The following is a 25,895-nucleotide window of genomic DNA, read 5'->3' on the forward strand; positions in this document are numbered from 1 at the left end:
TTCTGGTAATATGATATAGTGTCAAAATTTCTGGTTTTAAGGAGGGTACGCCCATGAGCTCACCCTTAACCGAGCGGCTGATCAAGCTGCTGTGCGGACGCATCGCGTACGATCGCGGCGAGGCCTACTTCCGGCAAAAAAGAGTTACTTTCACCCACACCGATCCGGAAGCCGGCCACTACCAGGCCATCGTCCGCGGAACCGACAGTTACCGCGTATTCGTTCACATCGACCTCAACGGCGATGTATCCGCCGAATGTCAATGTCCCGCTTACGCTCTATATAACAACAATTGTAAACATATCGCCGCCGTCCTGTTAGGGATTCGGGAACAACAAGCCGGCTCCGGCTTTCCGACGCGTTCCGTCTCGCTGTTGTATCCCGAGGGCCGCCCCGCCGATGAGTCCTTCAACGAATTGGCGGACCGTCACGCCTCGCCAAGACTACGATCCGGGGGCTCCTCCCGGGACGTTTGGCTAACCCGGGACGTGATGGGTCTATTTGCAGAAGGCGGAATACGCAGAAAAAGCGCAGGGTCCCGCTTTGACTCCCGGACCCGCCTGCAAGCCGAATTTATACTCAAACCATCGCCTGTCGGCCCCAATCAGTACGTCTTCGGCGTCGAACTTAAGATCGGCGGCAACCGGCTCTATATTGTCAAGCATATCCGCGACTTTCTAAACAATCTTGAACGTGGAGAAAACTACCCTTTCTCCGAACAGTTCACTTATGATCCGGCGATTCATAGTTTCGAACCGGCACAGGATAGCATTCTGCGCCAACTGGTCGAGGTATCGCGAAACGAGCGGCTTTATCAGGAAGATGCCAGATTGAGCGTTGGAGCCTCAAGGCGAAACAAAGAGACAAGGACCCTGCTTCTGCCTCCTTACGCTTGGGCCGAACTGCTCCGCAGCTTCCAAGCGTCCGCCCCATCCGTCAAGCTGGATCTCGGGTTCGGAAAACCTCGGCCGTTCGCGATTTCGGACGAACCGCTCCCGGTTAAATACAGGTTCGACCGGGCCGAAGATGGCGGCTATCGTCTGGATGTCGACGGGCTCGCCGATTTAAAAATCCTGGAAAACTACGGGCTGGTTCTTACGGACGACGTACTTCGGAAGCTGCCGGTCGACCGGTGCCGGCGATTGCGGGAATTCAAAAACATGCTGGATGCTTCCCGCAGAAATCATATCTATATCGCCGCCGATCAAATGGAGCCGTTTATGCAGAAGGTTCTCCCGGGTTTGCAAAGAATGGGCTCCGTACAAATCGCGGAAACCGTCACCGAGCGGATGGTTAGATCCCCGCTGAAAGCCCGGCTTTATCTGGACCGGGTGCGCAACCGTCTTCTGGCCGGATTGGAATTCCAGTACGGCGATATCGTCCTCAACCCGCTCGAAAGCGGAACCGCCCGAGGCAGCGATCTCATCCTAATGCGCGACGAAGAACAGGAAAGCCGGATCCTTGAGATTATGGAGGAAAGCTCTTTCGTCAAGACGGAAAGCGGCTACTTTCTGGATGAAGAAGAGGCCGAATACGATTTCCTGGTGCATATCGTCCCCCGGCTTGAACAACTGCTCGATGTTTATGCCACTTCGGCGGTCAAGACCCGGATCGTTCCGGTTTCCGCCCCGCCGAAGGTTTCGGTCCAACTGGGAGAACGAACGGATTGGCTGGAAATCTCCTTTGACCTGAGCGGGATCTCGGAACAGGAAATCCGCGGAGTGATTCAGGCCCTGGAAGTAAAAAGGAAATACTACCGGCTTCCCGAAGGCGCCCTGCTGCCGCTCGACAATGAAGAATTCAAGCAGATCGTCAACTTGATGAACGATTTGGGTCCGCATATGGTAGGCGAGGCCGGAAACGGATTTCGGGTCCCGGTGACCAAAGGCCTTCATCTGCTGGACGAGCACAAGTACGGCAGTTCCATCAAGCTGGACAAAAGCTTCCGCCTGCTTCTGCATCACATCAAAAATCCTGACGGCCTGGATTTCCCGGTGCCGCGGCAGTTGGCATCCGTTCTCCGCGATTATCAGGCGTACGGATACCAGTGGATGAAGATGCTGGCCCATTACCGTTTCGGCGGCATTCTCGCCGATGATATGGGCCTTGGCAAAACCCTGCAAAGCATCGCCTTCCTCCTCTCGGTCCTGCCGGAAATTCGGGACCAGCAGCAGCCGGCTCTCATCGTAGCTCCGTCTTCCCTCGTTTATAACTGGAGGAACGAACTGCGAAAATTCGCTCCGGATATCCGTTGCGCCGTGGCCGACGGCAGTAAAAGCGACAGGCTGCAGGTGCTGAAGCAGGCCGCGGCAACCGACGTGCTGATCGTCTCCTATCCGGTGCTGCGTATGGATATTGAGCATTTCGCCAAACACGCGTTTCACACCATGTTTCTCGATGAAGCGCAAACGTTTAAGAATTACGCTACCCAAACGGCGCAGGCGGTTAAGGCGCTGCAGGCCAAGCACCGCTTTGCCTTGACCGGAACGCCGGTGGAAAACAAACTGGAGGAGCTTTGGTCGATTTATGACGTCGTTTTCCCGGCCCTGTTCCAAAACCGCCAGCAGTTTCACGAGTTAAGCCGGGAGCAGATCGCCAAAATGATCCGCCCGTTCTTGCTCCGGCGCTTAAAGACCGATGTTCTTAAAGAGCTTCCCGAAAAAATCGAAACCGTGCAGACCTCGGAATTGCTTCCGGAGCAGAAGAAGCTCTATGCCGCCCTTCTGGCCCAACTGCAACAGGAAACTCTAAAACATCTGAACGAAGAGAGCTTCCAGAAGAACCGGATCCGCATCTTGGCTGGACTGACCCGTCTTCGCCAGATATGCTGCCATCCCGCCTTGTTCGTCGAGGATTACGGAGGCAGTTCGGCCAAGTTCGAGCAACTGCTGGAAATCACGGAGGAATGTCTCAGCTCCGGCAGACGCTTGCTGATTTTCTCGCAGTTCACCGAAATGCTCGGCTTGATCGGCAAGGAACTGGGTTATCGCGGTGTCCCCTTTTTCTATCTGGATGGTAAAACGCCGCCTTCCGAGCGCGTTCAATTGTGCTCCCGTTTCAATGACGGCGAACGCGATTTGTTTCTGATCTCTTTGAAAGCCGGAGGTACCGGGCTCAATTTGACCGGCGCCGATACGGTGATCCTTTACGATCTCTGGTGGAATCCGGCGGTCGAGCAGCAAGCGGCCGATCGGGCGCATCGCATGGGACAAAAAAGTGTCGTACAGGTCATTCGGCTCATCACCGAAAATACCGTTGAAGAGAAAATGTACGAGCTTCAGCAAAAGAAAAGAGATCTTATCGATGAAGTGATCGAGCCCGGACAAGAAGCGCTGTCCAGTCTGACGGAACAGGAAATCCGTGAAATTCTGATGATTTAGGTCCTCTTGGGAGGGCCTTTTTTATATGTAATCATATTAAGAGGAACTAGCGATTACATCCTGATTATACTGAGCAATCAGCCCCAAAATAAATACCCGGATGTTGTATTTTCATGGCATAATGTAATTGTACTTTGAGAACAGGAGCAAAATATAATGACGACCCAATACTCGATATCTTACTGTTATCACGGCAAGCAGCATTGTGAACGGGGATACTGCTGGGGCCCGGGCATCAAAGAACAGTATAAGCTGCTGTTTATCCATGAGGGTAAAGGCCGGTACGATTTAAACGGTCAACAATACGAGCTTGAAAAAGGGGGCGGCTTTGCCGTTTATCCCGGGCAGATCTGCTGCATGAAGGCGGACGAAGCCGAACCTTGGGTGTACTCCTGGATCGCGTTCGAGGGTGAAGATGCGGAAACTTTGCTCGAAACTGCGGGATTGAACCGGGATCGGCCCGTGTTCGAATGCTCCCGTCCCACCTGGTTCGATACGTATTTGGACGAGTTTGAGCAGACCTTAGGCCGGCCTGAACCGATCTGCGGATTGGCCCTGCGCAGCGGGTTATACCGGTTTTTGGCCGACTGGCTGGGAGAGATGCTCTCAAACCGCGGGGCCTCCTCCCAACCGGCTCTCAAAACACGTTACGTGGACCGGACGATCGAATATATCCGGATGAATTACTCCAATCCGGTCAGCATCACCGAGCTTGCCCGGATGATCGGGATCGATCGGGTTTACCTCTCCACGTTGTTCAAAGAGAGAATGAACCTGTCGCCGCAAAAATATCTGCTGCAATTTCGCATGAACAAAGCGAGGGAACTGCTGGAGTCCCTCAGCCTGTCGGTCGCCGACGTGGCGCGCTCCGTCGGCTACAGCGACCCGCTGCTCTTTTCAAAAATGTTTAAGCGCGTGACCGGTTTGTCTCCGTCCCAATATCGTGGCACTCGGGTGAGTACAAAACCCGGAAACATTGCCGCACATGCCAAGGAAGCCGGACGATAAGCGTCCGGCTTCCTTTTTTTTAAAATGACCTCAGTTTTCACCGTATACTTCAAACTCGTACAAAGAATAACCGTACGATGTCCCCCGCTGCGTCCCGTACATTCTTACGTATCTGGCGTTCTGGGGGGCGAAAGTGAAAGAATCTTCTCCTCCATCCCCGTTGGTGACCGTTGCGACATCGGTCCAGTTGACCGGATTTCCGCCGGTCTCGGAAGAAACCTGAATTTTGAATTGGGTGGCGTGGGCATCCTCCCATTTCAGCTTTACTCCGGAAACGGACTGAACACTGCCCAAATCGACATATATCCATTCGGGATCCGTCCCTTCGTTGCTGGCCCAGCGGGAAACCAGGTTACCGTCAAACGCTTTACCCGCCTCAAAACCCATTCCCTCGATCGAGCTGGACACCGCCGGTTTATTCAGTCCCAGGTTGACTGCCGGCTCCGGAGCTTGTCCGGACGGAATCCACCAGTTACCGGAAAGATACAGCATGCATAAAAGATTATAAGTGTCGCTAAAATAATCCTCTTTCTTATTCTTGATCCAATCCCAACCCGCGTTCACCCAGGCTTGATTGGCACCGTCCGCCGTTCCCGCGGCGATCAGCGGGGCGACGAACACGGCGGTCGCGTAGTCGCCGATCGGCGTTCCATCCATCTTGTATCCGTTCTTGATATTCGCCGGGTTATTGTTGCTCTTGGACTTGATCCACTTCGCCAGTTTATCGGCCGCGGCCTTGCCCCTGGAGTCGCCGTATAAGGCGTAATCCATCACAATCCGAAGCGGGAAGCGGCTCGCGTTATAGTAATATTGGTTTGTTTCCTTAAATTCATCCAAGTAATATTCCGGGGCTGGTTTGGGCGGATCCTCGACGACAAAATCGGAAATCAGTCCGGTAGAAGAAGAATATTTCGTGCTGAACTGATTGTATACCCGGTAGAGATTGTCGATCACATCGATCCAAACCTGGTCCCCGGTGACCTCATGAAAAGCCCGGAAATGGCTCAACATCCAATCGGATGGGCGGGTATTTAACGCATTCTTGCTGTCCCAATCCCCCAGATTGATCCGGCGCTGATTCGTCACATAGCTCGCTTTGATCCCGCTGTTAATCATTTTCCGGGCTTCGTTCAAATAGTTGACCTCGCCGTCCGATCCCCATTGATGATGAGCCAGGATTAACGAATAGGCGATATCCAGGTCACCATCTGTCGCTGAACCGAAATGGCCCTGGGCCCGAACATCATCGGCCACGACCCAACCCATCAGATTCGAATTTCCGGAGCTTTTATAAGCGCGTGCAGTTTTGAATAATCCATTATAAATCGTCTGCGCCTGGGGATCGTATCCCGCCATCAGGGCGGAGATGACCATCCCGTAGCCTTGGCCTTCGGATGAGCCCAAAGCTTTAAATCCGTCGGGATTTCCGGTAATATTTCCTTTAACGTAATACCCGCCGGGTAAAGACTTCAAATCATGCTTTAAATACTTGGACTTCCAGTAATCATAGTAAGCGGAAACGGATTGATTCATGTTGTCCTGACTGACGTGGGAGGGTTTGATGACGCCGGGGTAATCCACTTGCTGGGGAAACGGCCGGTTTGGCGAAGCCGCATAAACCTCGCTGTCGGGTAAAAAAGATACCGTAGGCACGAGCAGCACCACCATCAGCAAAAAGTTGATCCACTTCCATTGCCTCTTGCCGTGTCTTGCGCGAATCGTCCTTGACCTTACCATGATCATTCCTCCTTAAGTCTTCATAATAGAAACTGCAGGCCGGAATTCTGTGTTAGCAAGGATGTCCTACAAAGGCATTATATACCATTTTTATTAAAAGTTAAAGCGCTTTTATATTCTATCGAAAAAATGTTTGTAAATAGCGGTAACGGGTAACTATAAATAAGGAATCACCCCAGAAACCGACATCTAAAGGAGGATTTGACCATGCCTAATCAGGACAATAACCAATACCGCGATGAAGCCGAACTGCGCAACAAACCGCATGAAGGAGATTCTTTGGCCGAGAAGAAGAAAATGGAAAACGGCGTTGATATCGAACCGGAAGCCGATGAGTGGGTTGCCAAACCGGCAGCATTTACAGATTCCAAATCGGCAAAAGAATAAGCCTTTCGCCAAGCCGCCCCGGAGATTCGGGGCGGTTTTTTCGTCGCAGCAAAATGCCGCTAAAAGGTTTAAAGCGTCGTGTGCGCGAATACCTCTAGGATATGCGAAATCGATTCCGAAAGGAGAGCTTGGGGATGGGGATCTTTCAGGAACAACTGTTGGAAGGAAAAATTATCTTGGTGACCGGAGGCGGAACCGGGCTTGGTCTGGCGATGGGCAGCCGTTTTTTGGAGCTGGGGGCGAAGCTTGCGATCTGCGGCCGCCGTGAAGAGATTCTTCGGCAAGCGGCTGCAGGGCTGGAAAAAAGAAATGGCAGCCCCGTATTCTATAAGACGTGCGATGTGAGGGATCCGGAGCAGGTCCGGGAATTGGTGGAGGCGGTGGAACGGCATTACGGCGGTGTGGATGTGCTCGTGAACAATGCGGCGGGCAATTTCATCAGTCCGACGGAGCGCCTGTCCCCCAGAGCGGTGGACGCTGTGCTCGGCATCGTGCTGCACGGAACTTTTTATATGACACTGGAAGTCGGCAAACGCTGGGTTGAGCAAAAGCGCAAAGGCGTGATGCTGAACATCGTCACGACCTATGCCCTGACCGGCTCGGGCTATGTTGCCCCCTCCGCCGCCGCCAAAGCCGGCGTACTCGCGCTGACCCGGTCGCTCGCCGTCGAGTGGGCGCCCTACGGCATCCGTCAAGCCGCGATCGCTCCCGGGGTCTTCCCGACGGAAGGCGCGGGCTCCCGCCTCTCCCCGACCCCGGAGCTTGAGGCCAAAATGATGGCGCGCCTTCCCCTCGGCCGGACCGGCTCTCCCGGCGAATTGGCGGATCTCGCCGCTTTTCTCGTGTCCGACGCCGCTGCCTATATCAATGGCGAAGTCATCACCGTGGACGGCGCCGAATGGCTGCGGGGCGCGGGCCAATTCAACGACCTTGCCGAGTTATCCCGGGAGGAGTGGGACCGCCTCACGGAACTGACACGAAAAGGTAAATAACTAACCGGACAAGGCGCCCGTTATCCCTGCATTCTTTTTTTCCGCCGCAGCAGCATGACGGTAAGCAGAACAAGCGGTAATCCGAACTGGAAGTATGGATCCAACTTGTTTAAAATCACATCGATTCCGACCCAAAGATGGTGGGAGAAATTAGGGGAAAGGAAACTCGCACCAAAGATAAGCGCTCCTATGGGAAGAACCCATTTCCTGTATCCGATTTTTGTGATCTGGGCGAGTCCGGTGACTGCTCCGATGTAAAACATAATGACTTTGGTCCCTAACCCGACAAATAAAACAATGACAAACAGCACGTCCATCCGCTCAAAAACCTCCGCCGCCTCGATTAATTGCACGACTTGAAGCAGCGGAAATAACGTTAACTTGGTCAACGTCGGACCCAACACCAAAATATTGATCTGATTGATCACCGTTAAAACAACCGCAGTGCAGATATATGAGATCAGCATGGCTTTTCCCAGGTTTTTATCCTTTCTTACCATCGGGAAAAAGACAAGAAACAGCAGGCTTTGCCCGAAAGGAAAGGAAACCGTCTCGGGCAAGGCGGCCGATATGACAGGGCCGAACCCGTTTTCCAGAACCGGCTGCATATATTCAAAATGAAGCATCCCTTTTCCTATGATCATAAAGATGAGCAGCATATAGCTTAGAAGAACGGTAGGCAGCATGGCAAGACAGACTAAAAACACAATGTGGGCCCCATAACGAACGCTGTTGCCCACGACAAGAATACCGATTAACATGAGGACCGCCAAGGGAGTCCGATTCAATAGCGCAAACGCGGCAAGTTCTCCGAGGTCCCGTAAGTTCCGTGAGGATTCGTAAGCAAAGTAGAACACCAATATAAAACCCACGCCCTTACCCAGCCACTTTCCGTAAAAATGGACGCACATCTCGTAAAGGCTTCGATTCGGATTCATCTTATGGATCCAGAGGTATAGCAGGAGTAGCATAAAACCGACGGCAGACCCGATCAGCATGGCAAGCCAGGCGTCCTGGCCGGCATCCGCAGCAATCTGGAACAGAGTGGTGCTGCCGATCTCAAAGAGGACAAAACAGGCGATCAGCTCGGTTAATCGGCTCTCTTCGTTTTTCATGCTCCCTCTCCTCTCTATTTTGTTAACTGTCCTGCTCGACGGTTTCTTTTTGAAGCTGATCGAACGATTTATTTGTTAAACCCGGCCGCTGCACGGACACTTTGATATCCAAATCAAGCTCGATGCTTGCCAGCTCCTCTTCCCAAGAGGCTTTTTTCTCTTTCCATGCCTTCGGATATTTGCGGTGAACCTTATCGGCAAATCCGGGAAGATCAACACGCATCTTTTGCGCTGCCTTCCAACCGCTTTGAATTATCGACTGAATTTCTTCTTCCAATGTTTTCTCGATCTTGCGGATCTCTTCAGGTTTGGTCAAATCCCCTTTACACTGGAATTCCAACAAGTCCCCCTTGACCCTCACCTTAATTTTCATTTTAAAATGCTCCCCGGATTTCACCGGTTTGACGGTTGTTTTGGCATTGGTAACCCGAAAGGCCGATTGTCTGCTTTTATTATCGGTTTCCGGGCAGCCGAACGCCAAAGTACTGCCTTTCACTTGATTGGAGAGCCAGGAGATCCCGAAGCTTTCCTCACGGTTCATCCATCCGATAAATTGGTTGCGGCGAAAAACGCCTAACTTGGTCAGTTTAAGCTTACTTGACGATGAAATCGTTTTTTCGGTTTCCATGGACTCCATCCCATGATCATCCTTACCGCTAAACTGGATTGTGGGAACTCCCGCTCCTCCGGCATCCGACAGTATTTTTTGGGCCAGCTCATATACTCTGATCTTGGGAAAAATCGAAGAGAAGGTGCTTTCTTTCTGGATAATATCGGCCAGGGCCGGACCCGGCATCTTCTCCGCGGGAACCAGCTTTAATAAAATGTCTCTTGCTTTTCCGTCCGTCAATGCGACCAGCACGGTTTCCCGCGCATCGTTGTTTCGAAAATAAAGCCCCAAAATCTGATTTATACCGTACTCGGCCGCTTCCCGGCCAATGATGAGAATATCCGTATGCGCGAAATAGAGTCTTCGTGGATTTTCGACATAACCCATATCAGCAGCCTCTCTAATTGAAGTGCCTTCCGTCGTAAATACATGCACGCTTGGCCGGCCGCCGCCCCCACTTCCCCCGCTTCCGCCTTGCCCCGTTCCCATTGCCGAAGGTACGACCATTTGATAGGACATTGACCATTTTCCGTTCTCCCGGTCAAATCCTGTCGCGACGGTAATGCCCAATTCATTCAGCTCCGTACGGTTCCAGCATCCTGCCAGAAACAAAGACAATAACAACAACAAAAAGCAAGCTTTTAACTTACGCATCTCGGTTCTCCTTAGTTCGTTTTCTTCTCTCTCTTCGTGGAGGATTGACGAACCCGATTGTTGGCACTGAAATGGGACGGCCGTGTTTTAAGCAAGGGCCATGGCGCCCTAATCAACACATCCTTCAAATTGTTGAAGCTTAACGGAGAAAGGGGCAGAAAATAAGGAACTCCAAACGATCTTAGCGAAATCATGTGCACCAACAAGGGAATTCCTCCCGCCAGAATTCCGTACAGTCCGAAAGTGCCGGCAAGCAGCATCAGCCCGAAACGAACGAGCCGAACCGCCGCAGACATACTGAAGTACGGGATCACAAAATTTGAGATCGCCGTAAAGGAAACGATAATGACCATCGCAGCGGACACGAGCCCAGCCTGTACGGCGGCCTGCCCTAAAACGAGCGCGCCGACAATGGAGATGGCCGGCCCGACCACCCTAGGCATGCGCACGCCGGCTTCGCGGATGACCTCGAAAGTCAGTTCCATCAGCAGAGCTTCAAGCAAAGCCGGCAACGGCGTCCCCTCCCGTTGGGCGGCGAGACTGATCAGCAGCGTGGTCGGAATCATTTCCTGCTGGAATGTCGTCACCGCGATATAGAGCGAGGGCAGCAGCAAAGCCATCAAGAAGGAAAATAGCCGGATCAGACGGAGAAAGCTGGAAATATCATACCGTTGGTAATAGTCTTCACTCGCAAGAAAGAACTTGAAGAAAGTTACGGGAGCAACCAACACAAATGGACTACCGTCCACCAGAATGGCGACCTGGCCGTCCAGGAGATTTCCCGCGACGGCATCCGGACGCTCCGTGTTAATAAGGGTCGGAAAAGGCGTAGCCGTCGTGTCTTGGATATACTCCTCGATATACCCGCTTTCCAGAATACTATCGACATCAATACGATCGAGCCGTGTGAACACCTCTTTTACGACTTCATCTTTAGCGATCCCCTTGATATAAGCCACCGAGACCCGCGTTTTTGTAACGCGTCCGATCGTGCGGTCTTCAAATCTTAACTCCGGGGATCGAATTTTTCGCCGGATTAACGCAATGTTGGTCGCAACGTCCTCCGTAAAGCCTTCCTTAGGTCCGCGAATCACCGTTTGCGAGGAAGGCTCCTCCACGGCTCTCCTCTTTCCCCCGGGAAGTGAAACGATCGCCGCGCTAGGGAGCCCGTCGATCAGCATCACCGTTGAACCATCAAGCAAAGCTTGGATCAGGTTATCGATATTGCCCGACTTTCTCAAATCCCCTGGAATGATATCCTCAATGGAAGAAGGCGAAGGATCCCCCTGCTTTTCTCCCAGTAAGTAATCGTTGACGGTGGCTATCATTTTGTTGATGCTCTTCAGATCCACCAGCCCGTTGAAATAACAAATCGCCGCGACAGGAGAGCTTTGCCCGGGCAATATGATCTCCCGCGCTTTGAAATCGGAGCTTTTGCCCAAACGATTCCGGACAATCTCCACGCTCTGCGATAGATCCGAAGGAAGGTTTTTGTCGGAACCTTGGTTTCCTTTGTCCACCATTACCCCTTACCCTTTCCGTATTTGTCGTATTTTGTAATATACCCTACTCTTTCAACGGTATTCTTCATAAGTTAAGCTCTATCAATGTTATAATCAGATGGAAACAACATAAGTCAAAGGGAGAGAATGATCCGTGATTGAAATGCGCAAAGGCGACAGTTTGAATTACTCCAATCAGATTCCGGGCTGGGCGAAAATCGCACATCTCGTGATTTTCTTCTTTCTGGCCCTGTTGAGTCTCGGCGGCTTCGGACTAGGCGCTTATCTGCTGTGGACGGGGTTGTGGGGCGGCGCGCTGCTGTCCCTGTTTACCGGTGCCGTTATCTCCTGGGCAGCCTGGTTCACATGGAAGAACAGCAAATTATACACCGATCATCAGTTTGAGACGGGGCTGAATGACGAGGGATTCTTCAGCAATTATAAAGATCTGAAAAAAGGAACGGAAACGAAGCGGCTGATTCCCTATGGCAGCATGAGAGAAGTTCTGGTTGCCAGAAAAACACGCTATATCCCCACCGCCGGGAACAGGCCGGGATCTTACTGCATAGGCGCCCAGATGATCATCCAGTGGGAGAATGAGCGTGGGGAAACGGATTATGCTTTTTTCGGGATGGAGAACAAAGAGGAGGTTCTTCAATGGGCCGGGCGATTTTTGAGCCAAGAGGTGACCGTGATGACTTCCACCGCAAATGTCTCCCTGGCCGCCCCTGCGGATTACATAACCGGCTATGGGCAATTGGAGAAAGAACCCTACATGGGAGAAGGTTCTTTGAGTGACATCGGAACTATGACAAGAAAAGAGCCTCCGGCTTGGCGCAGCCCGGAAATGGAGCGCGCCAGGGAAATAAAACAAGAACAAAACGATAAGAAATGGTTTAAACCTTTGTACGGGGGGCTTCTTCTGTTCAACCTGCTGATCGCCGCCGTCTGGATGCCGAACTGGGATTTGGAGGGTGATCTTTTTTCGGACCATTCGCCATCCTTCACGTTCATTATGATCAATGTGGCTGCCCTATTTATCTTCGGCAGGTATTGGAGGATAACACGGCGCTGGTTCCGCCCTCTCTTGGATACACTGCTGCTTTATGCCTTCCAGGCTGCGGGTCTTGCTGTCTCCGGGCTGTTCCGGAAATTTCCTCCGATTTATTATGAGGCCGTATGGATCGACACGCTGACCATCGGCGTGTTTATCTGCATCTTCTTCGCCATGGCCCAACTCGGCGCGAGACGAAGCAAAGCCCGCCGGGCCAAAAACGACAGGCACACGACGGGCGGGTGATCTTAAAATCAAGAGGACTTTCTTCTCAAAGTAAACACATGGAAAATAACAAACAACACGAGGAAAAGAATCATAAATCCGGCGGAATAACGGTACATAATCGCATAATTGGTCGCGGAAGCGATCGCCCCCAGGATTATTGCGCCAATGGCCACTCCAAAATCCGTGGAATTGTAAAACATGCTGTTAGCCGTGCCGTACTGCTCGGGTGCGGAAGAACGAAGCATCCAGGCTTGTATCGTCGGCTGGATAGCTCCGAAGCCAAGGCCGTATAGGAGCGCCGACAGAATCAACAGCGGCATCGATGCCGCATACGACAGCACGGTCATGCTCGCCACAACCAGGATAGCTGCCGGAATCAACACGGCCGCGGGGCCTCTGCGGTCAAACACGCGTCCCGAAATCGGGCGAATCACGATGACCGTCACCGCATTGAATAGAAAGAATAATCCAACCTGCGCGAGGTGCATGAATTCTCCAAATAAAGCGATAAAGCTTAACAAACCGCTATAAGTAATCGATAACGTCACATTGAGCAGGGCCGGCAACAGCAGCTTTGTGTTGAATTTGGCAGGCTTCTTTTCACCCGCCTCCCCGCCGGGGCTCTGGATTTGCGGGGCTGGCGGAATAGATCGGCTGAGCAGCAAAATCGGCAGAATCAAAGCGACCGTGACCGTACCGGCCGCGCTAAGCATACCGAATCCGGCCTGCTTCATCATATTCAACCCGATCATCGGCCCGATCGACATCGCCAGGCTCGTGGACAAACCAAAATATCCGATCCCCTCCCCCATACGGCGGAGAGGAATGATTTGCGAGACAAGGGTCGGCAGAATGGTGCTGGCCATCCCGAACCCGATTCCGTAACCGGCGCGCATCAGCAGTAGGCTTCCGACCGAGCCGGCCAACACATAAATGCCCGTCGTGATGGCGGCGATGACCAGACCGGCATATAGCAGCAGGTTTCTGGACCATTTTTTTAAGAGCGCAGCCGTCAAGAAACGGGTAAGGATGGCGGAAAGCGCAAAAACGCTCGTCACCAGACTAACCTGCAAGTCCCCGGCTTGAAATTCATTTTTGACATAGGCTGGAAACGACGACAACAGCATTTGCAAATTCAAGAACAGTAAAAAGGAGCATACCGTCAAGGATATGAACGATTTGCCCCATAACCTGTCCCCGTGTAACTCTTGATTCAAGTTGATCTCTCCCACTCTATCTTGTCTAAGAAGTACTTTCGGCATCGATCAGGCTGCCGACATGACGGTTAATCCGCAGGAGAAGTTCGAGCAATTGCCCGTATTCCTCCTCGGTCATACACGCCTTTACGTCCTCGGTCACTCCGGCTTCAATACCGATCGTGTCCCGGATCAGCGCCTTGCCCCGTTCCGTGCTGAAGACGAGAAAGGAGCGGCGGTCCCGTATTCCCGCCTTCTTGAGGACCAGCCCCTTCGTCTCCAGATGATCGAGGATCCGGGTGGTGGTTGGCTTGTCTTTTCCCGTGCGGCTGGCGATTTCCCGCTGAATCAGGCCTTCGGCACGATCGATCTGAAACAGGACGGACCACTGTTCCGGCGTGATATCGTATTCCCGCAGCCTGCTTTGCAGGAGGCCGGCAATTTTCCGGTAAGTGACGCCCATAATAAAACCGATAGCCAGATGAGTATCCTGCGCTTCCATACAGAACGTCCTCTCTAATTAGTTGCTTAAACAACTATAACAAAGGCAACTAATTACGTCAATGACGGAAATGCCAAAAAAAAGACCCGTACGGTATACTACCGACGAGTCTTGCAACGAATGAATAAACGGATAGTGACCATAATCGGATCTAGGTTATCCGAAACGTCCCCGTACCAAAGGCGCACAAGTCCCCATCCCTCGTATGCAGCGATGCTTGGGCGGTAACCGATTTGCGCGAAACATGGATCGCCTCGGCCGTGACGGTAACCGGCCCCTGTCCGGACTCCGCCTTGGCCACATAGTTAAGATTGAGATTGGTCGTCACCACGCTCGCGCCCGGTTTTAAGATCATGGCCAGTAGCCCCATGGCCGAGTCCATCATCGCCGCGTGAACCCCGCCGTGTAAAATCCCGATCATGTTCAAGTGATGCGGCTGAATCTCGAGCGTAACGACAACTTTCCGGTCATCCGCGGCTTCCAGCTCGCAGCCGAGCAAATCCCATAAAGTCCCCTTTGCGGACTGGCTCCATGCCTCCCATTCCGGATGCCGTTCCTCTGTATTCGCTTTCATTTCATCACCCTCCTTTCCGCCCCGTCTCATCGTCGACTGGTCTGCTTTGCAGCCTTGTGGCCTCTTCTTCGACCAGTTTACGGCGGAGCACCTTTCCGGCCAGCGTCTTGGGAAGGCTCTCCCGAAACTCGTAGATTTTGGGGACCTTGTAAGCCGCAAGCTTGCCTTTACACCACAGCTTCAACTCTTCTTCATCGGGAACGGCGCCGGCCCGCGGTACGATATATGCTTTGACCGTCTCTCCACGATAGGGGTCATACACCCCTGCCACGATGGCTTCCGCTACGCCGGGATGCTCGAACAGCACTTCCTCCACTTCTCGGGGGTAGATGTTGTAGCCGCCGGCAATAATGAGATCCTTTCTCCGGTCCAAAATATAGAAAAACCCGTCCTCATCCATCCTTCCCAGATCCCCGGTCAGCAGCCAGCCGTCCTTTAGGCATTTGTAAGTTTCCTCCGGCTGGTTCCAGTACCCCTTCATCACTTGCGGGCCTTTCACGGCCAATTCGCCGATCTCGCCGGGCATCACTTCCGTTAATGTATCCGGCTCGACGATTTTCGCCTCCGTGTCGGGGAAAGGAATACCGATAGATCCATTCTTCCGCTTCTCCCAAATATTATTGGCATGCGTGACCGGCGAGGCCTCCGTCAATCCGTATCCTTCGATCAGCTTGCCCCCGGACAGCGCCTCAAACCGGGACTGCACCTCGAGGGGCAGCGATGCCGCCCCGCTGATGCACACCCCAATCGACGACAAATTATAGCGGGCGATGTCGGGGCGATTGATCATGGCCACGTACATGGTGGGCGCCCCGGGAAAAACCGTCGGTTTCTTGCGGTCGATCATCCTCAGCACCTGCCCGACTTCGAATCTCGGGACAAGCAGGAGGGTACAGCCCAGCGAAATGGCCTGATTTAGGAGAACGGTCATCCCAAATACATGAAAAAAGGGAAGCGCCGCCATATACCGTTCGCGTCCCGCCCGGGAGCGGTAGAACCATAGCCGGCTCTGCAAAGTGTTGGCGACCAGGTTACTGTGGGTCAGCATGACCCCCTTGGCATACCCGGTCGTTCCGCCCGTATACTGCAGAAGAGCCAGGTCCTCGTCCGGCTTCAGCGCCGCCTCGACAGGGTCGGGCGAGGACTGCCTCAACAGGGCCGTGAAAGAGAGTACATTATCGTCGTAAGCAACTTCGGGCTTCATCCCTTCTTTACGGGCCTTGATCGGGTATAGGGCATTCTTGGGAAAAGGCAGATAGTCCTGCAAACGGGTAACGATGATTTTCTCCAGCGGACGGTGCTCCATGGACGACTTCACTCTGGCGACCAGAACGTCGAGCGTCACGATGAGGCGCGCCCCCGAATCCGTGAGCTGATGCTCCAGTTCCCGGGGCATATACAGCGGATTCGTCATGACGACGATGCCGCCCATCAGCAAGGTGCCGTAATAAGCGATTACAGCTTGCGGGCAATTCGGGAGCATCACGGCAACCCGGTCCCCTTTGACGATTCCGAGACGCAGCAGCGCCCGGGCAAAACGGTAACTCTGCTCCAGCAGACGGGCGTAAGTCATTTTTTTACCGAAAAAATCAAGCGCGCATCCTTTCGGATGGTCTGCGGCGGATTGCACAAGAAACTGGGCCAAGTTTTGCTGAGGATAAGCGTAGGTCGGTGGTACTTCGGCGGGATAATGTCTTAACCATGGCTTGTCGGACAACATCGCCTTCCCTCCCGTAGATTAGCTTCCTTCTACACCACATATTTCTCCGCGCGGATGACCCGTTCGGCGATCGAACGTTTCAAATGCAGGAGGTCCACGGCCGGCTGTTTCGCCAGTTTTTTGAGGATGGACAATTGGGTCCGTAAGGTATCCCCGCTTTCCATGGCCGACAGCACCTCCCTTGCTCCGTTTGCGATCAGCCCGAATTGATCATGAACGAAGGCGGTCGTCATCTCAATGGCCGGTCCCGCCTTATCCTCACCGGACCGGTCGATCATTTTCCGGGTGCGGAAGAGAACGCTTTCCATCGCGTAGATGGCAATCATCATATCGGCCAGATGACTCAGGATTTCCTGCTCCCGCTCCAGCTTGGTCTGATATTTCTGCACGGCCTGGGCTCCGGCCATCAGGAAGATTTTTTTCGCCATGGCCAGCAAATGCGCTTCCTGTTCCAACGTTCCTTCAAAGGTCTTGGCGGGCATCGGCTCCATCAGTTCGGCCTGAAGTTTCATAGCCTTTTCCATCAAAGGAAGTTCTCCCTTCAAAGCCCGTTTGATCAGCGTTCCGGGAATTAACAGGCGATTGATCTCATTCGTCCCTTCGAAAATCCGGTTGATCCTGGAATCGCGATAGATCCGCTCGATCCGGTATTCTTGGGTAAACCCGTACCCGCCATGGATTTGAACCCCTTCATCCGCCACGAAATCCAGCGCCTCCGAACCGAACACTTTATTGATCGAACATTCGAGTTGATATTCGGCTATCGCTTTGGCCGACTGGTAGCCGACGTCCGTGCTTTCATAATTCACTTCGGCCAGCCCGATATCGAACAGACCGGCGGTCCGGTAGACCATGCTCTCCATCACGAAGGTACGGATATTCATCTCGGCCAGCTTTCTCCCGATGAGCGGGAATGACGAAAGACTCCGGCCGAACTGGGTCCGTTCGTTCGCGTAGACGGCGCTGAGCTCGATGGCGTCCTTCGCCGAGCCCACACAGCCCGCCGCCAGTTTAAAGCGGCCGATGTTCAGGATGTTGAAAGCGATCAAATGACCTTTGCCGACCTCCCACAGCAGGTTCTCCGCAGGCACTTTGACATCCTCCAGAATCAGCGGGCACGTCGACGAACCTTTGATGCCCATCTTCTTTTCCTCCGGCCCGATGCTGACGCCTTCCATTTCCCGCTCCACGATAAACGTGCTGAAATCTTTCCCGTCCACTTTGGCATAAACGATAAAAATATCGGCAAATCCCGCGTTCGTAATGAACTGCTTCGTTCCGTTCAGCACGTAGTGGGAACCGTCCTCGGCGAGCTTCGCCGTCGCTTTGGCCCCGAGGGCATCCGAGCCGGATGAGGGTTCGGTCAGGCAGTAGGCGGCGATTTTGGCGCCGGCGGCAAGCTCGGGCAAGTATTTGCGCTTCTGCGCTTCTGTTCCAAAATACACGATCGGCAGCGTGCCGATGCCGACATGGGCGCCGAAGGATAACGCGAACGAGGAGCCCTTGGTCAGCTTCTCGTTGATCAGCGTGGTGCTGACCTTATCCAATCCGAGCCCGCCGTAGGCCTCGGGGACGTCAGCGCCGAGCAGCCCCAAATCGCCCGCCTTGCGCAGCAGTTCGACCGTCAGCCCATAATCGAGCTTCTCGATCTCCTCGTCTCTGGGAACGATCTCCCCCTCGACAAACTGCAGCGTCGTATCCGCAATCATCCGCTGCTCCTCGGTAAAATCTTCGGGGGTGACGACACTGCGGTAATCGCCTTCTTCAATAACAAAGCTTCCGCCAAGCACCTTGCTCATCGTCTCATGACTCATCGTGATCCTCTCCTTCGTATCGGATTAACCGTGCACTTCAAACACGCCGGCCGCTCCCATGCCGCCGCCGATGCACATGGACACCACGCCGTATCCGCCCGCGCGGCGGCGAAGCTCCTGGATCAGCGTGGCGCTCAGCTTCGTGCCGGTGCAGCCGAGCGGATGGCCGAGCGCAATCGCCCCGCCGTTGACATTGACTTTGTCCTCGTCAAGGTTCAACTCGCGGATAATATGCAGGCATTGGGAAGCAAAAGCCTCGTTAATTTCGAACAGCGAAACGTCTTGTAGCCCGATGCCCGCCAGCCGCAGCGCCTTGGGAATCGCTTCGACCGGCCCGACGCCCATCAGTTCCGGCTCCACTCCGGACAAGGCGAAGGAGCGGAAGGTCGCCAACGGCGGAAGTCCCAGCCGGTCGGCCCTTTCCCGGCTCATCACGGCGACCGCCGCGGCGCCGTCGCTCATCTGCGACGTATTGCCCGCCGTCACCGTTCCGCCCGCCTTGAACCCCGGCTTTAGCTTCGTCAGGGCTTCCAAGGAGGTGTCCGGGCGAACGCCTTCATCCGTGTCGAACATCAACGTATTCTTGACCGGCTTTCCGTCATCGCCGATTTGCGTATACTCCGCCTGAAACGGCACGACCTCCTCCTTGAACTTGCCTTCGGCAATCGCAGTGGCGGCCTTCTGGTGCGAGCGGAGCGCGAACCGGTCCTGATCCTCGCGGGAGATGCCGAACCGCTCCGCCACCCGTTCCGCGGTATGCCCCATCGCCATATAAACTTCCGGCATGTCGTCCACGATTTTCGGATTCGGCGACGCTTTGAACCCCGTCATCGGCACGTGGCTCATGCTTTCCACCCCGCCGGCAATAACGACCTCCGCATGCCCCAGCATAATCCGCTCGGCCGCGAGCGCGATCGATTGCAGACCCGAGGAGCAAAACCGGTTGATCGTCATCGCCGGTACGGTGACCGGGAACCCGGCATACAGCGACATGATCCGGGCGAAATTAAGTCCCTGCTCTCCTTCCGGCATCGCGCAGCCGATGATGATATCCTCCACGTCAGCCTTCTCCAAACCCGGCGCCCGGTCGATCACCGCTTCCAGTACCGCTTTCCCCAAATCGTCCGCCCGCGTCTGCGCCAGGCTGCCCCGCTTGGCTTTCCCCACCGCGGTCCGGGCCAGCGAAACAATAACCGCTTCCTTCATCTCATCACTCTCCCCAAGACTCAATTAATTCCGCAGCGGCTTCCCCTTGGTGAGCATATGCTGCATGCGCTCTCTTGTTTTCGGTTCGCCGCAAAGACTCAAAAACGCCTCCCGCTCCAGATCGAGCAAATACTGCTCCGTCACCAGGGAACCCGCGGGCACATCCCCTCCGGCTAACACATGCGCCAGCTTGCCCGCGATCAGCAGATCATGGTCGGTGATAAACCCGCTTTCTCTCATGCCGAGTGCGCCGAGGCGAAGCACCGCCTTGCCTTCGGAACCGATAACGCGGATCTTCTTTTCGGGGATCGGCTCGTAACCCGCGGCGGCCATCCGCAGCACCGCCCGCTTCGCTTCGTAAATGCGGTGGTCCGGATGCATAACGACCCGGTCGGTTTCCCGCAAGTAACCGAGCTTGATGGCGTCATGGCCGCTGGTGGACACCTTCGCCGTCCCGATCGTCTCAAACACTCGGCTCAGATAGGGCTGCAGATCCGCTTCGGGAAGTCCGGCCCGCTCGCTGGCCCGCAGCGCCATTTCCTTGCAGCCGCCTCCCGCGGGAATGAGGCCGACGCCGACCTCCACCAGGCCGTAATAGGTTTCCGCGGCCGCGACCACCTGGTCGGCGGGCATGCAGGCTTCGACGCCGCCGCCCAGGGTCATGCGGTGCGGGGCGGCCACGACCGGCTTCTCGAACCGCTTCAGCCGGTACATCGTGTTCTGGAACAGCCGGATGATGTCATCCACTTCATCCCATTCCTCGTCCTGCGCTTCCATCAAGAGCAGCATCAGGTTGGCGCCGACGCAGAAATTTCTGCCCTGATTGGCGATGACCAGGCCCGTGAAATTCCGCCGGACCTCTTCCACGCTCTGCGAGATCATCGATAATATATCCGCTCCGATCGCGTTGTTCGGCGAATGAAACTCCAGGCAAGCCACCCCGTCGCCCAAATCGATGAGGCTCGCGCCGCTATTCGCTTTGACCACCTTGTTCCGCTCTCTCAATTCCCGCAAAGAGATGACTTCCGGCGGAAATTCCACCCTGGTGTAGCGGCCTTCACTGACGTGGAACAGCTTGCCGTCCTCCCGTTTGTAGAACGAACGGTTGCCGGCGGCCATCCATTCCTTCACCCAGGCGGGAAGGACCGCCCCTTCCGCTTCCATTCGCGCGGCGGAACGCTCAAGGCCGATGGCGTCCCACAGTTCGAACGGACCCATCTCCCAGTTGAAGCCCCACTTCATCGCCTCGTCGATATCCCGGATGCTGTCCGCGATTTCTTCGAGTTTCCCGGCGGCATAAATCAGCACCGGCTTTAGCACTTCCCAGGCCAAGTCCGCATAGCGGTCTTTTCCGGCCAGCAATGCGGCGGTTTTGGCCGCGGCTCCTTTCGCCAATTTGGCTGCTTCCAGAGACCCCGAGGCCGGCCTGGATTGCGGCCGGTATTCCATGCTGTTCAAATCGAGCGCCAGGATCCGGCTTCCGCCCGGTCCCTTTTCCTTCCGGTAAAACCCTTGCCCCGCTTTCTCCCCAAGCCTTCCCTGCGATACCATGACCTTGAGCAGCTCCGGGACCGCAAATGCATCTTTCTCGCCCGGGTCGGCTGTATTCGTGTGCACATTATCCGCTACATGAAGAAACGTATCGAGCCCGACCAAATCCAGCGTGCGGAAGGTCGCGCTTTTGGGCCGCCCCAGCGCCGGACCGGTAACCGCATCGACCTCCTCCACGGTGTAGCCTTTTTCCAGCATGATTTTCAGCGTCATCAGTAAGCCGTAAGTGCCGATCCGGTTGGCGATGAAATTCGGGGTATCTTTGGCTCGCACCACGGTTTTTCCCAGCCTGGATTCGCAAAAAGCGCTCAATTCCTTGACCAGACCGGGATCGGTCGACTCGCCGGGAATGATTTCGAGCAGTTGCATATATCTCGGCGGATTAAAGAAATGCGCTCCGAGAAAATGCTTGCGGAATACCGGTGACCTCCCTTCCGTCATGGCATTGACGGAAATGCCCGAAGTGTTGGTACTGACGATCGTGCCCGGGCGCAGGTGCGGTTCCAGTTTGGCCAAGAGCTCCTTTTTGGCGTTTATGTTCTCCACCACCGCTTCGACGACCCAATCCGCTTCTCCGATCCGGTCAAGATCGTCCTCCAGATTCCCCGGGGTGATGCGTCCGGCAAAATCGTTGTCGTACAAGGGAGCGGGGGACGTCTTTGTCAATCGCTCGATCGCCGAGATAGCCAGCCGGTTTCGCACGGCGGGATGCTCCTTCGTGTATCCCCGGGCCGTCTCCTCCGGGGTGAGCCGCGACGGTACAAGATCGAGCAGCAGGCAGGGGATGCCCGCGTTCGCAAACTGGGCGGCGATACCCGAACCCATAATGCCGGACCCGATAACGGCGGCTTGACGAATTGTTCTCATCATATTCATGAACCCTCCGTTCTAATGAATGGACTCATTTGGTTTGGCGCTTTCACCGAATATGGACAATTCCAGCAGTTCGGCGATATCCTTCGCTTGCACTTTCATTTCCACCTCCTTCATCTTTGTCCCGTCCTCCAGCATGGTCAGACAGTAAGGACAGGCGCTGCTGATGACCCCCGGATTCACTTCCAGGGCTTGCTCCGTACGGGCCAGATTGATCCGTTTGCCGCCGGTTTCCTCCATCCACATCAATCCGCCGCCGGCTCCGCAGCACATGGCGTTTTCCCTGGTGCGGGCTATTTCGACCAATTCGACGCCGGGGATCGCCCGCAGGACGTTTCGCGGCTGTTCATAGATGCCGTTATAACGCCCCAGGTAACAGGAATCATGGTAGGTAATCCGCTCTCTCACTGCATAATCGGGACGCAGCCGGCCTTCCCGGATGAGCTGTTCCAGCAGCTGCGAATGATGCAGCACTTCCACCCCCTCCAAGCCAAATTCGGGATATTCGTTTTTGAATGTATTAAAGGTGTGCGGGCAGGCCGTGACGATCTTTTTGACGCCGTATTTCCGGAAAAGATCGATGTTCTCCCGGCACAGCTGTTGGAACAGCAGTTCATTGCCCATCCGCCGCGGCGTATCGCCCGAGTTCTTCTCCTCGTTCCCGAGAATGGCGAAACTCACATTCGCCCGTTGCAGAAGCCGGACAAACGCCCGGGAGACTTTGCGGCTGCGCAGGTCATAGGAGCCCATTGAACCGACGAAAAACAGATACTCAAAATCCGGTCGTTCCTTGACGGTCGGCACTTTGACGTCTTCCACTTCTCCCGTCCACTCGGCCCTGGCGCTTCTGCTGATGCCCCAGGGGTTGCCCTGACGCTCGATGTTCATCAGCGCCCGCTGCCCTTCCTGGGGGACGCTTCCCTGCATCAATACGAGATGGCGGCGCAGGTCGATGATTTTATCGACATGCTCATTGCCGACGGGGCATTGATCTTCGCAGTTGCGGCAGGTGGTGCAGGACCAGATTTCGTCCTCCGTCATCACATCGCCGATCAGCTCCAGACCAGCGGGATCGGTGCCGGGTTCCCGTGCCGTCCAGGTTTGCTTCTGCCAGGCGAGCGTCGGCCCGATACCCGTCATCCCCGCCGGCTCTGCCCACTCTGCGGCCGCGGCGTTTTCCGCCGAAACGCCGTGCGTGACGGCTCCCTCCGGCGAGAATACAAATCCGGGCGACCACGGCGGCTTGCCCGTCATCACCGACCCTTTTTCCGTCAAATGATCCCGCAGCTTCGTGATCAGGTGCATCGGGGACAGCGTCTTCCCGGTGTTTGAAGCGGGACACACATTGGTACACCGCCCGCATTCCACACAAGCGTAGAAGTCAAGCATTTGCTTTTGGGTGAAATCCTCGATTTTTCCTGCGCCGAAGCTCTCCGCTTCCTCATCCTCGAGATCGAGGGAGGCCAATCGGCCGGCCGGTTCTCTCCGCCGGAGCCAGATATTGAGCGGAGCCGTGATGAGATGAAAGTGTTTGGATTGCGGGACATAAACGAGAAAAGAGAGTAGAATCAGCAGATGCAGCCACCAGAAAACATAAAACCCGATTTCGGCGCCGTGTGCGGAAATTCCGGAGAAGAGTTCTGCAATGAGTGATGAAGTCGGTGCGAGCGCGGAGTGTTCCAATCCAAGCCACAGGCGTTCAAAACCCAGCGACAAAATGACAGTGAGCATCAAGAAGAAAATGAAGAGGACGACGATGCTGGGTTTCCAGCCTCTTTTTAACCGGGGAAGCTTCTCCCCGTAGCGGCGATAAGCGGCGTAGCCCATGGCCGCCAAAACAAGCAGGACGGTGATCTCCTGCAGTAACCCGAATACATCGTAGGCCGGAAGCGGGAGATGCCCGCCTTCCGTCAATCCTTTGACGATCAGGTCGACCGCCCCAAACTGCAAAATAATGAATCCGTAAAAAATCACGGCGTGCATAATCCCGCTCTTGGGGTCTTTTAACAGCTTTCTTTGGCCAAACACCTGGGAAACGAACTCCATCCCCCCTCCTTTCATTCGACTGCGGAAATCAACGGGCCGCCCCAGACGCACATACAGATAGCGGTGATAAACGACCCTCCAGAACAGATAAATCCCAACTCCCGTAACGCCCAGAAACAGCGCCAGATGAATCAACGGCCACACCATTTTTGCTCCCGCCTTTCCCCTGAAAATAAGCCGACAAAAATGAATGCAATTGGACACTGAGATAGCCAAGCTATAGTAAGCGTTTACAAGCTCTTGGTTTTATAAAGCGCATTCTATTGACAAAGCGCTCGGTTTCTCCTAAGATATAGAAAAATGAATGAGCATTCATTCAGTTGCTTTAAATTTTAGCATTGAGGTGTCGTCATGACAAGTAGAAAACAAGAAAAATTTGAAATGATTTTGGATGCCGCGGAGAAAGTCATCGCCGAAAACGGGTTTCACGGCTCACAGGTATCCAAAATCGCCAAGGAGGCTGGGGTTGCGGACGGTACGATTTATTTGTACTTCAAGAAAAAAGAAGACATTCTGATTTCGCTGTTCGAAGATCGGCTGGGTAAACTGGTCGCTTTGTTTAACGCCAGCATTGAGGAATCCGGCACGGCGGACGAGGCGCTGCGCAAAGTGTGCGAAATCCACTTCACCCGGCTCGAGCAAAATGTCAATCTGGCCTATGTGACGCAGATCGAGCTTCGCCAAAGTTCCCTGGAGCTGCGCAAGGCGATCGGGTTGTCGGTGAAGCCTTATATCCAGCTGATCGAGCAGATTTTAATCCGGGGGATCGAGGAAAAGAGCTTTCGCGCCGATCTCGATACGAAGCTGACCCGGCATCTTGTGTTCGGCGCGATGGACGAGGTTGTGACCTCCTGGCTGATTTCCGGACGGAAATACTCCCTGTCCGCCCAGGTCGACAAGACGGTGGATTTTTTCCTGAGGGGCTTGAAATAACCCGGTCCCTCCAAACGAGGTTGAGAGGAGAATTGGCGATGGATCTTTACGTAATCCTGAAGCAAACCTTTGACACGGAGGAAAAGATTGCGATAGAAAGCGGCGAAATCCGCGAAGACGGCGTGAAGTATATCATCAATCCCTATGATGAATACGCCGTGGAGGAAGCGCTCCGCTTGAAGGAAAAGCACGGCGGAACCGTGACGGCGGTATCCGTCGGCCCCGAACGCGCCGCGGAAGCGCTGCGCACGGCTCTCGCGATGGGCGCGGATGAAGCCGTGCTGATCTCGGACGATGGTTTCCGGACCGACGAATCCGGAATCGCCGCATTGTTAGCCGCCTACTTCCGCGATCGGCCCTTCGATTTCATTCTTGGCGGCTATTTCTCGGTCGACAACGGCGCCGGTCAGGTAGCCGTCCGGCTGGCCCGGCTGCTCGGCGTCCCCCATGTCTCGGCGGTCGTCAAACTTGACGTTTCCGACGGCCTAGCGGTCGCGGTCCGCGACGCGGAGGGGGATACGGAAACGGTCGAACTGCCGCTGCCGGCGCTGCTTACCGCCCAGCAAGGGCTCAACGAACCGCGCTACCCTTCCCTGCCCGGGATTATGAAGGCCAAGAAGAAGCCGTTCCGCCAACTCGAACCGGATGACCTTGGGGTAAGTACGGCGGACCTCGCCCCGAAAACGGAGCGCACGCTCCTCTTCGCTCCCCCGAAACGGCAGGCCGGACGGGTGCTGCAGGGAACGCTGAACGAACAGGCTGCCGAGCTGGTTTCGCTGCTGCAAACCGAAGCCAAATTCATTTGAGCCGATT

The 25,895-nt window shown here is 54.7% G+C and carries 19 protein-coding genes and 1 pseudogene; 7 read left to right on the forward strand and 13 right to left on the reverse strand.

Annotated features, from left to right (window positions below):
* The first annotated feature begins 53 nt into the window (after positions 1-53).
* Both V4U88_RS08050 and V4U88_RS08055 read left to right on the forward strand, forming a co-directional pair.
* A complete protein-coding gene (locus tag V4U88_RS08050) occupies positions 54-3,380 on the forward strand; it encodes a DEAD/DEAH box helicase (RefSeq protein ID WP_334072761.1) in 3,327 nt (1,108 codons plus the stop codon).
* 156 nt (positions 3,381-3,536) lie between these two features.
* Positions 3,537-4,388: an AraC family transcriptional regulator gene (locus tag V4U88_RS08055; protein ID WP_334072762.1), complete on the forward strand. Its 852-nt coding sequence runs from the start codon at positions 3,537-3,539 to the stop codon at positions 4,386-4,388.
* A gap of 30 nt (positions 4,389-4,418) precedes the next feature.
* Here the strand turns inward: V4U88_RS08055 and V4U88_RS08060 are convergent, their stop codons facing one another.
* Positions 4,419-4,796: a discoidin domain-containing protein gene (locus V4U88_RS08060; protein WP_334073363.1), complete on the reverse strand. Its 378-nt coding sequence runs from the start codon at positions 4,794-4,796 to the stop codon at positions 4,419-4,421.
* A gap of 51 nt (positions 4,797-4,847) precedes the next feature.
* Positions 4,848-6,017, reverse strand: a pseudogene (locus V4U88_RS08065) (glycosyl hydrolase family 8); the annotation flags it as partial.
* 315 nt (positions 6,018-6,332) lie between these two features.
* Here V4U88_RS08065 and V4U88_RS08070 point away from each other — a divergent pair.
* Together V4U88_RS08070 and V4U88_RS08075 are read left to right on the forward strand one after the other, a co-directional pair.
* On the forward strand, positions 6,333-6,512 hold the full coding sequence (locus tag V4U88_RS08070) for a hypothetical protein (protein WP_334072763.1): 180 nt from the start codon (positions 6,333-6,335) through the stop codon (positions 6,510-6,512).
* A gap of 134 nt (positions 6,513-6,646) precedes the next feature.
* On the forward strand, positions 6,647-7,504 hold the full coding sequence (locus V4U88_RS08075; RefSeq protein WP_334072764.1) for an SDR family oxidoreductase: 858 nt from the start codon (positions 6,647-6,649) through the stop codon (positions 7,502-7,504).
* 20 nt (positions 7,505-7,524) lie between these two features.
* On the opposite strand, the gene V4U88_RS08080 is transcribed toward V4U88_RS08075, so the two are convergent.
* Genes V4U88_RS08080 through V4U88_RS08090 form a run of 3 tightly spaced genes read right to left on the reverse strand, consistent with a single transcriptional unit; the run spans position 7,525 to position 11,406 of the window.
* Positions 7,525-8,619: a GerAB/ArcD/ProY family transporter gene (locus tag V4U88_RS08080; RefSeq protein WP_334072765.1), complete on the reverse strand. Its 1,095-nt coding sequence runs from the start codon at positions 8,617-8,619 to the stop codon at positions 7,525-7,527.
* Positions 8,620-8,641: 22 nt separating this feature from the next.
* Complete coding sequence (locus V4U88_RS08085; RefSeq protein ID WP_334072766.1) at positions 8,642-9,883, reverse strand: Ger(x)C family spore germination protein; 1,242 nt, start codon at positions 9,881-9,883, stop codon at positions 8,642-8,644.
* 11 nt (positions 9,884-9,894) lie between these two features.
* Positions 9,895-11,406, reverse strand: a complete 1,512-nt coding sequence (locus V4U88_RS08090) for a spore germination protein (RefSeq protein WP_334072767.1) — start codon at positions 11,404-11,406, stop codon at positions 9,895-9,897.
* Between the two features lie 133 nt (positions 11,407-11,539).
* On the opposite strand from V4U88_RS08090, the gene V4U88_RS08095 reads away from it, so the two are divergent.
* Positions 11,540-12,685 carry a hypothetical protein gene (locus tag V4U88_RS08095; RefSeq protein ID WP_334072768.1) on the forward strand — a complete coding sequence of 382 codons (1,146 nt, stop codon included), beginning with the start codon at positions 11,540-11,542 and terminating at the stop codon, positions 12,683-12,685.
* An 8-nt stretch (positions 12,686-12,693) separates the two neighbouring features.
* Here V4U88_RS08095 and V4U88_RS08100 read toward each other — a convergent pair whose 3' ends face one another.
* From V4U88_RS08100 to V4U88_RS08135, 8 genes are all read right to left on the reverse strand, one after another.
* The gene (locus V4U88_RS08100; RefSeq protein WP_442951879.1) at positions 12,694-13,884 is read right to left on the reverse strand and encodes an MFS transporter; all 1,191 of its coding nucleotides are present in this window, start codon (positions 13,882-13,884) and stop codon (positions 12,694-12,696) included.
* 25 nt (positions 13,885-13,909) lie between these two features.
* The gene (locus tag V4U88_RS08105) at positions 13,910-14,365 is read right to left on the reverse strand and encodes a MarR family winged helix-turn-helix transcriptional regulator (protein WP_334072769.1); all 456 of its coding nucleotides are present in this window, start codon (positions 14,363-14,365) and stop codon (positions 13,910-13,912) included.
* Between the two features lie 151 nt (positions 14,366-14,516).
* Complete coding sequence (locus V4U88_RS08110) at positions 14,517-14,939, reverse strand: PaaI family thioesterase (RefSeq protein WP_334072770.1); 423 nt, start codon at positions 14,937-14,939, stop codon at positions 14,517-14,519.
* A gap of 4 nt (positions 14,940-14,943) precedes the next feature.
* A complete protein-coding gene (locus tag V4U88_RS08115) occupies positions 14,944-16,659 on the reverse strand; it encodes an AMP-binding protein (RefSeq protein ID WP_334072771.1) in 1,716 nt (571 codons plus the stop codon).
* A 29-nt stretch (positions 16,660-16,688) separates the two neighbouring features.
* Entirely contained in the window at positions 16,689-18,473 is a 1,785-nt protein-coding gene (locus V4U88_RS08120) for an acyl-CoA dehydrogenase family protein (protein WP_334072772.1), read from the reverse strand.
* A 24-nt stretch (positions 18,474-18,497) separates the two neighbouring features.
* Positions 18,498-19,679, reverse strand: coding sequence for an acetyl-CoA C-acyltransferase (locus V4U88_RS08125; RefSeq protein WP_334072773.1), 1,182 nt, complete (start codon positions 19,677-19,679; stop codon positions 18,498-18,500).
* Between the two features lie 24 nt (positions 19,680-19,703).
* Positions 19,704-22,100 carry a 3-hydroxyacyl-CoA dehydrogenase/enoyl-CoA hydratase family protein gene (locus V4U88_RS08130; protein ID WP_334072774.1) on the reverse strand — a complete coding sequence of 799 codons (2,397 nt, stop codon included), beginning with the start codon at positions 22,098-22,100 and terminating at the stop codon, positions 19,704-19,706.
* An 18-nt stretch (positions 22,101-22,118) separates the two neighbouring features.
* The gene (locus tag V4U88_RS08135) at positions 22,119-24,296 is read right to left on the reverse strand and encodes a (Fe-S)-binding protein (protein ID WP_334072775.1); all 2,178 of its coding nucleotides are present in this window, start codon (positions 24,294-24,296) and stop codon (positions 22,119-22,121) included.
* Between the two features lie 204 nt (positions 24,297-24,500).
* Here V4U88_RS08135 and V4U88_RS08140 point away from each other — a divergent pair, with 204 nt between their 5' ends.
* Together V4U88_RS08140 and V4U88_RS08145 are read left to right on the forward strand one after the other, a co-directional pair.
* Entirely contained in the window at positions 24,501-25,082 is a 582-nt protein-coding gene (locus V4U88_RS08140) for a TetR/AcrR family transcriptional regulator (RefSeq protein WP_334072776.1), read from the forward strand.
* Between the two features lie 38 nt (positions 25,083-25,120).
* Positions 25,121-25,888: an electron transfer flavoprotein subunit beta/FixA family protein gene (locus V4U88_RS08145; protein ID WP_334072777.1), complete on the forward strand. Its 768-nt coding sequence runs from the start codon at positions 25,121-25,123 to the stop codon at positions 25,886-25,888.
* The last annotated feature ends 7 nt before the right edge of the window (positions 25,889-25,895 follow it).

Origin of the sequence: Paenibacillus sp. A14, assembly GCF_036864815.1 — a bacterium.
In the GTDB taxonomy this organism is placed as follows: Bacteria; Bacillota; Bacilli; order Paenibacillales; family Paenibacillaceae; genus Fontibacillus; species Fontibacillus sanfengchensis.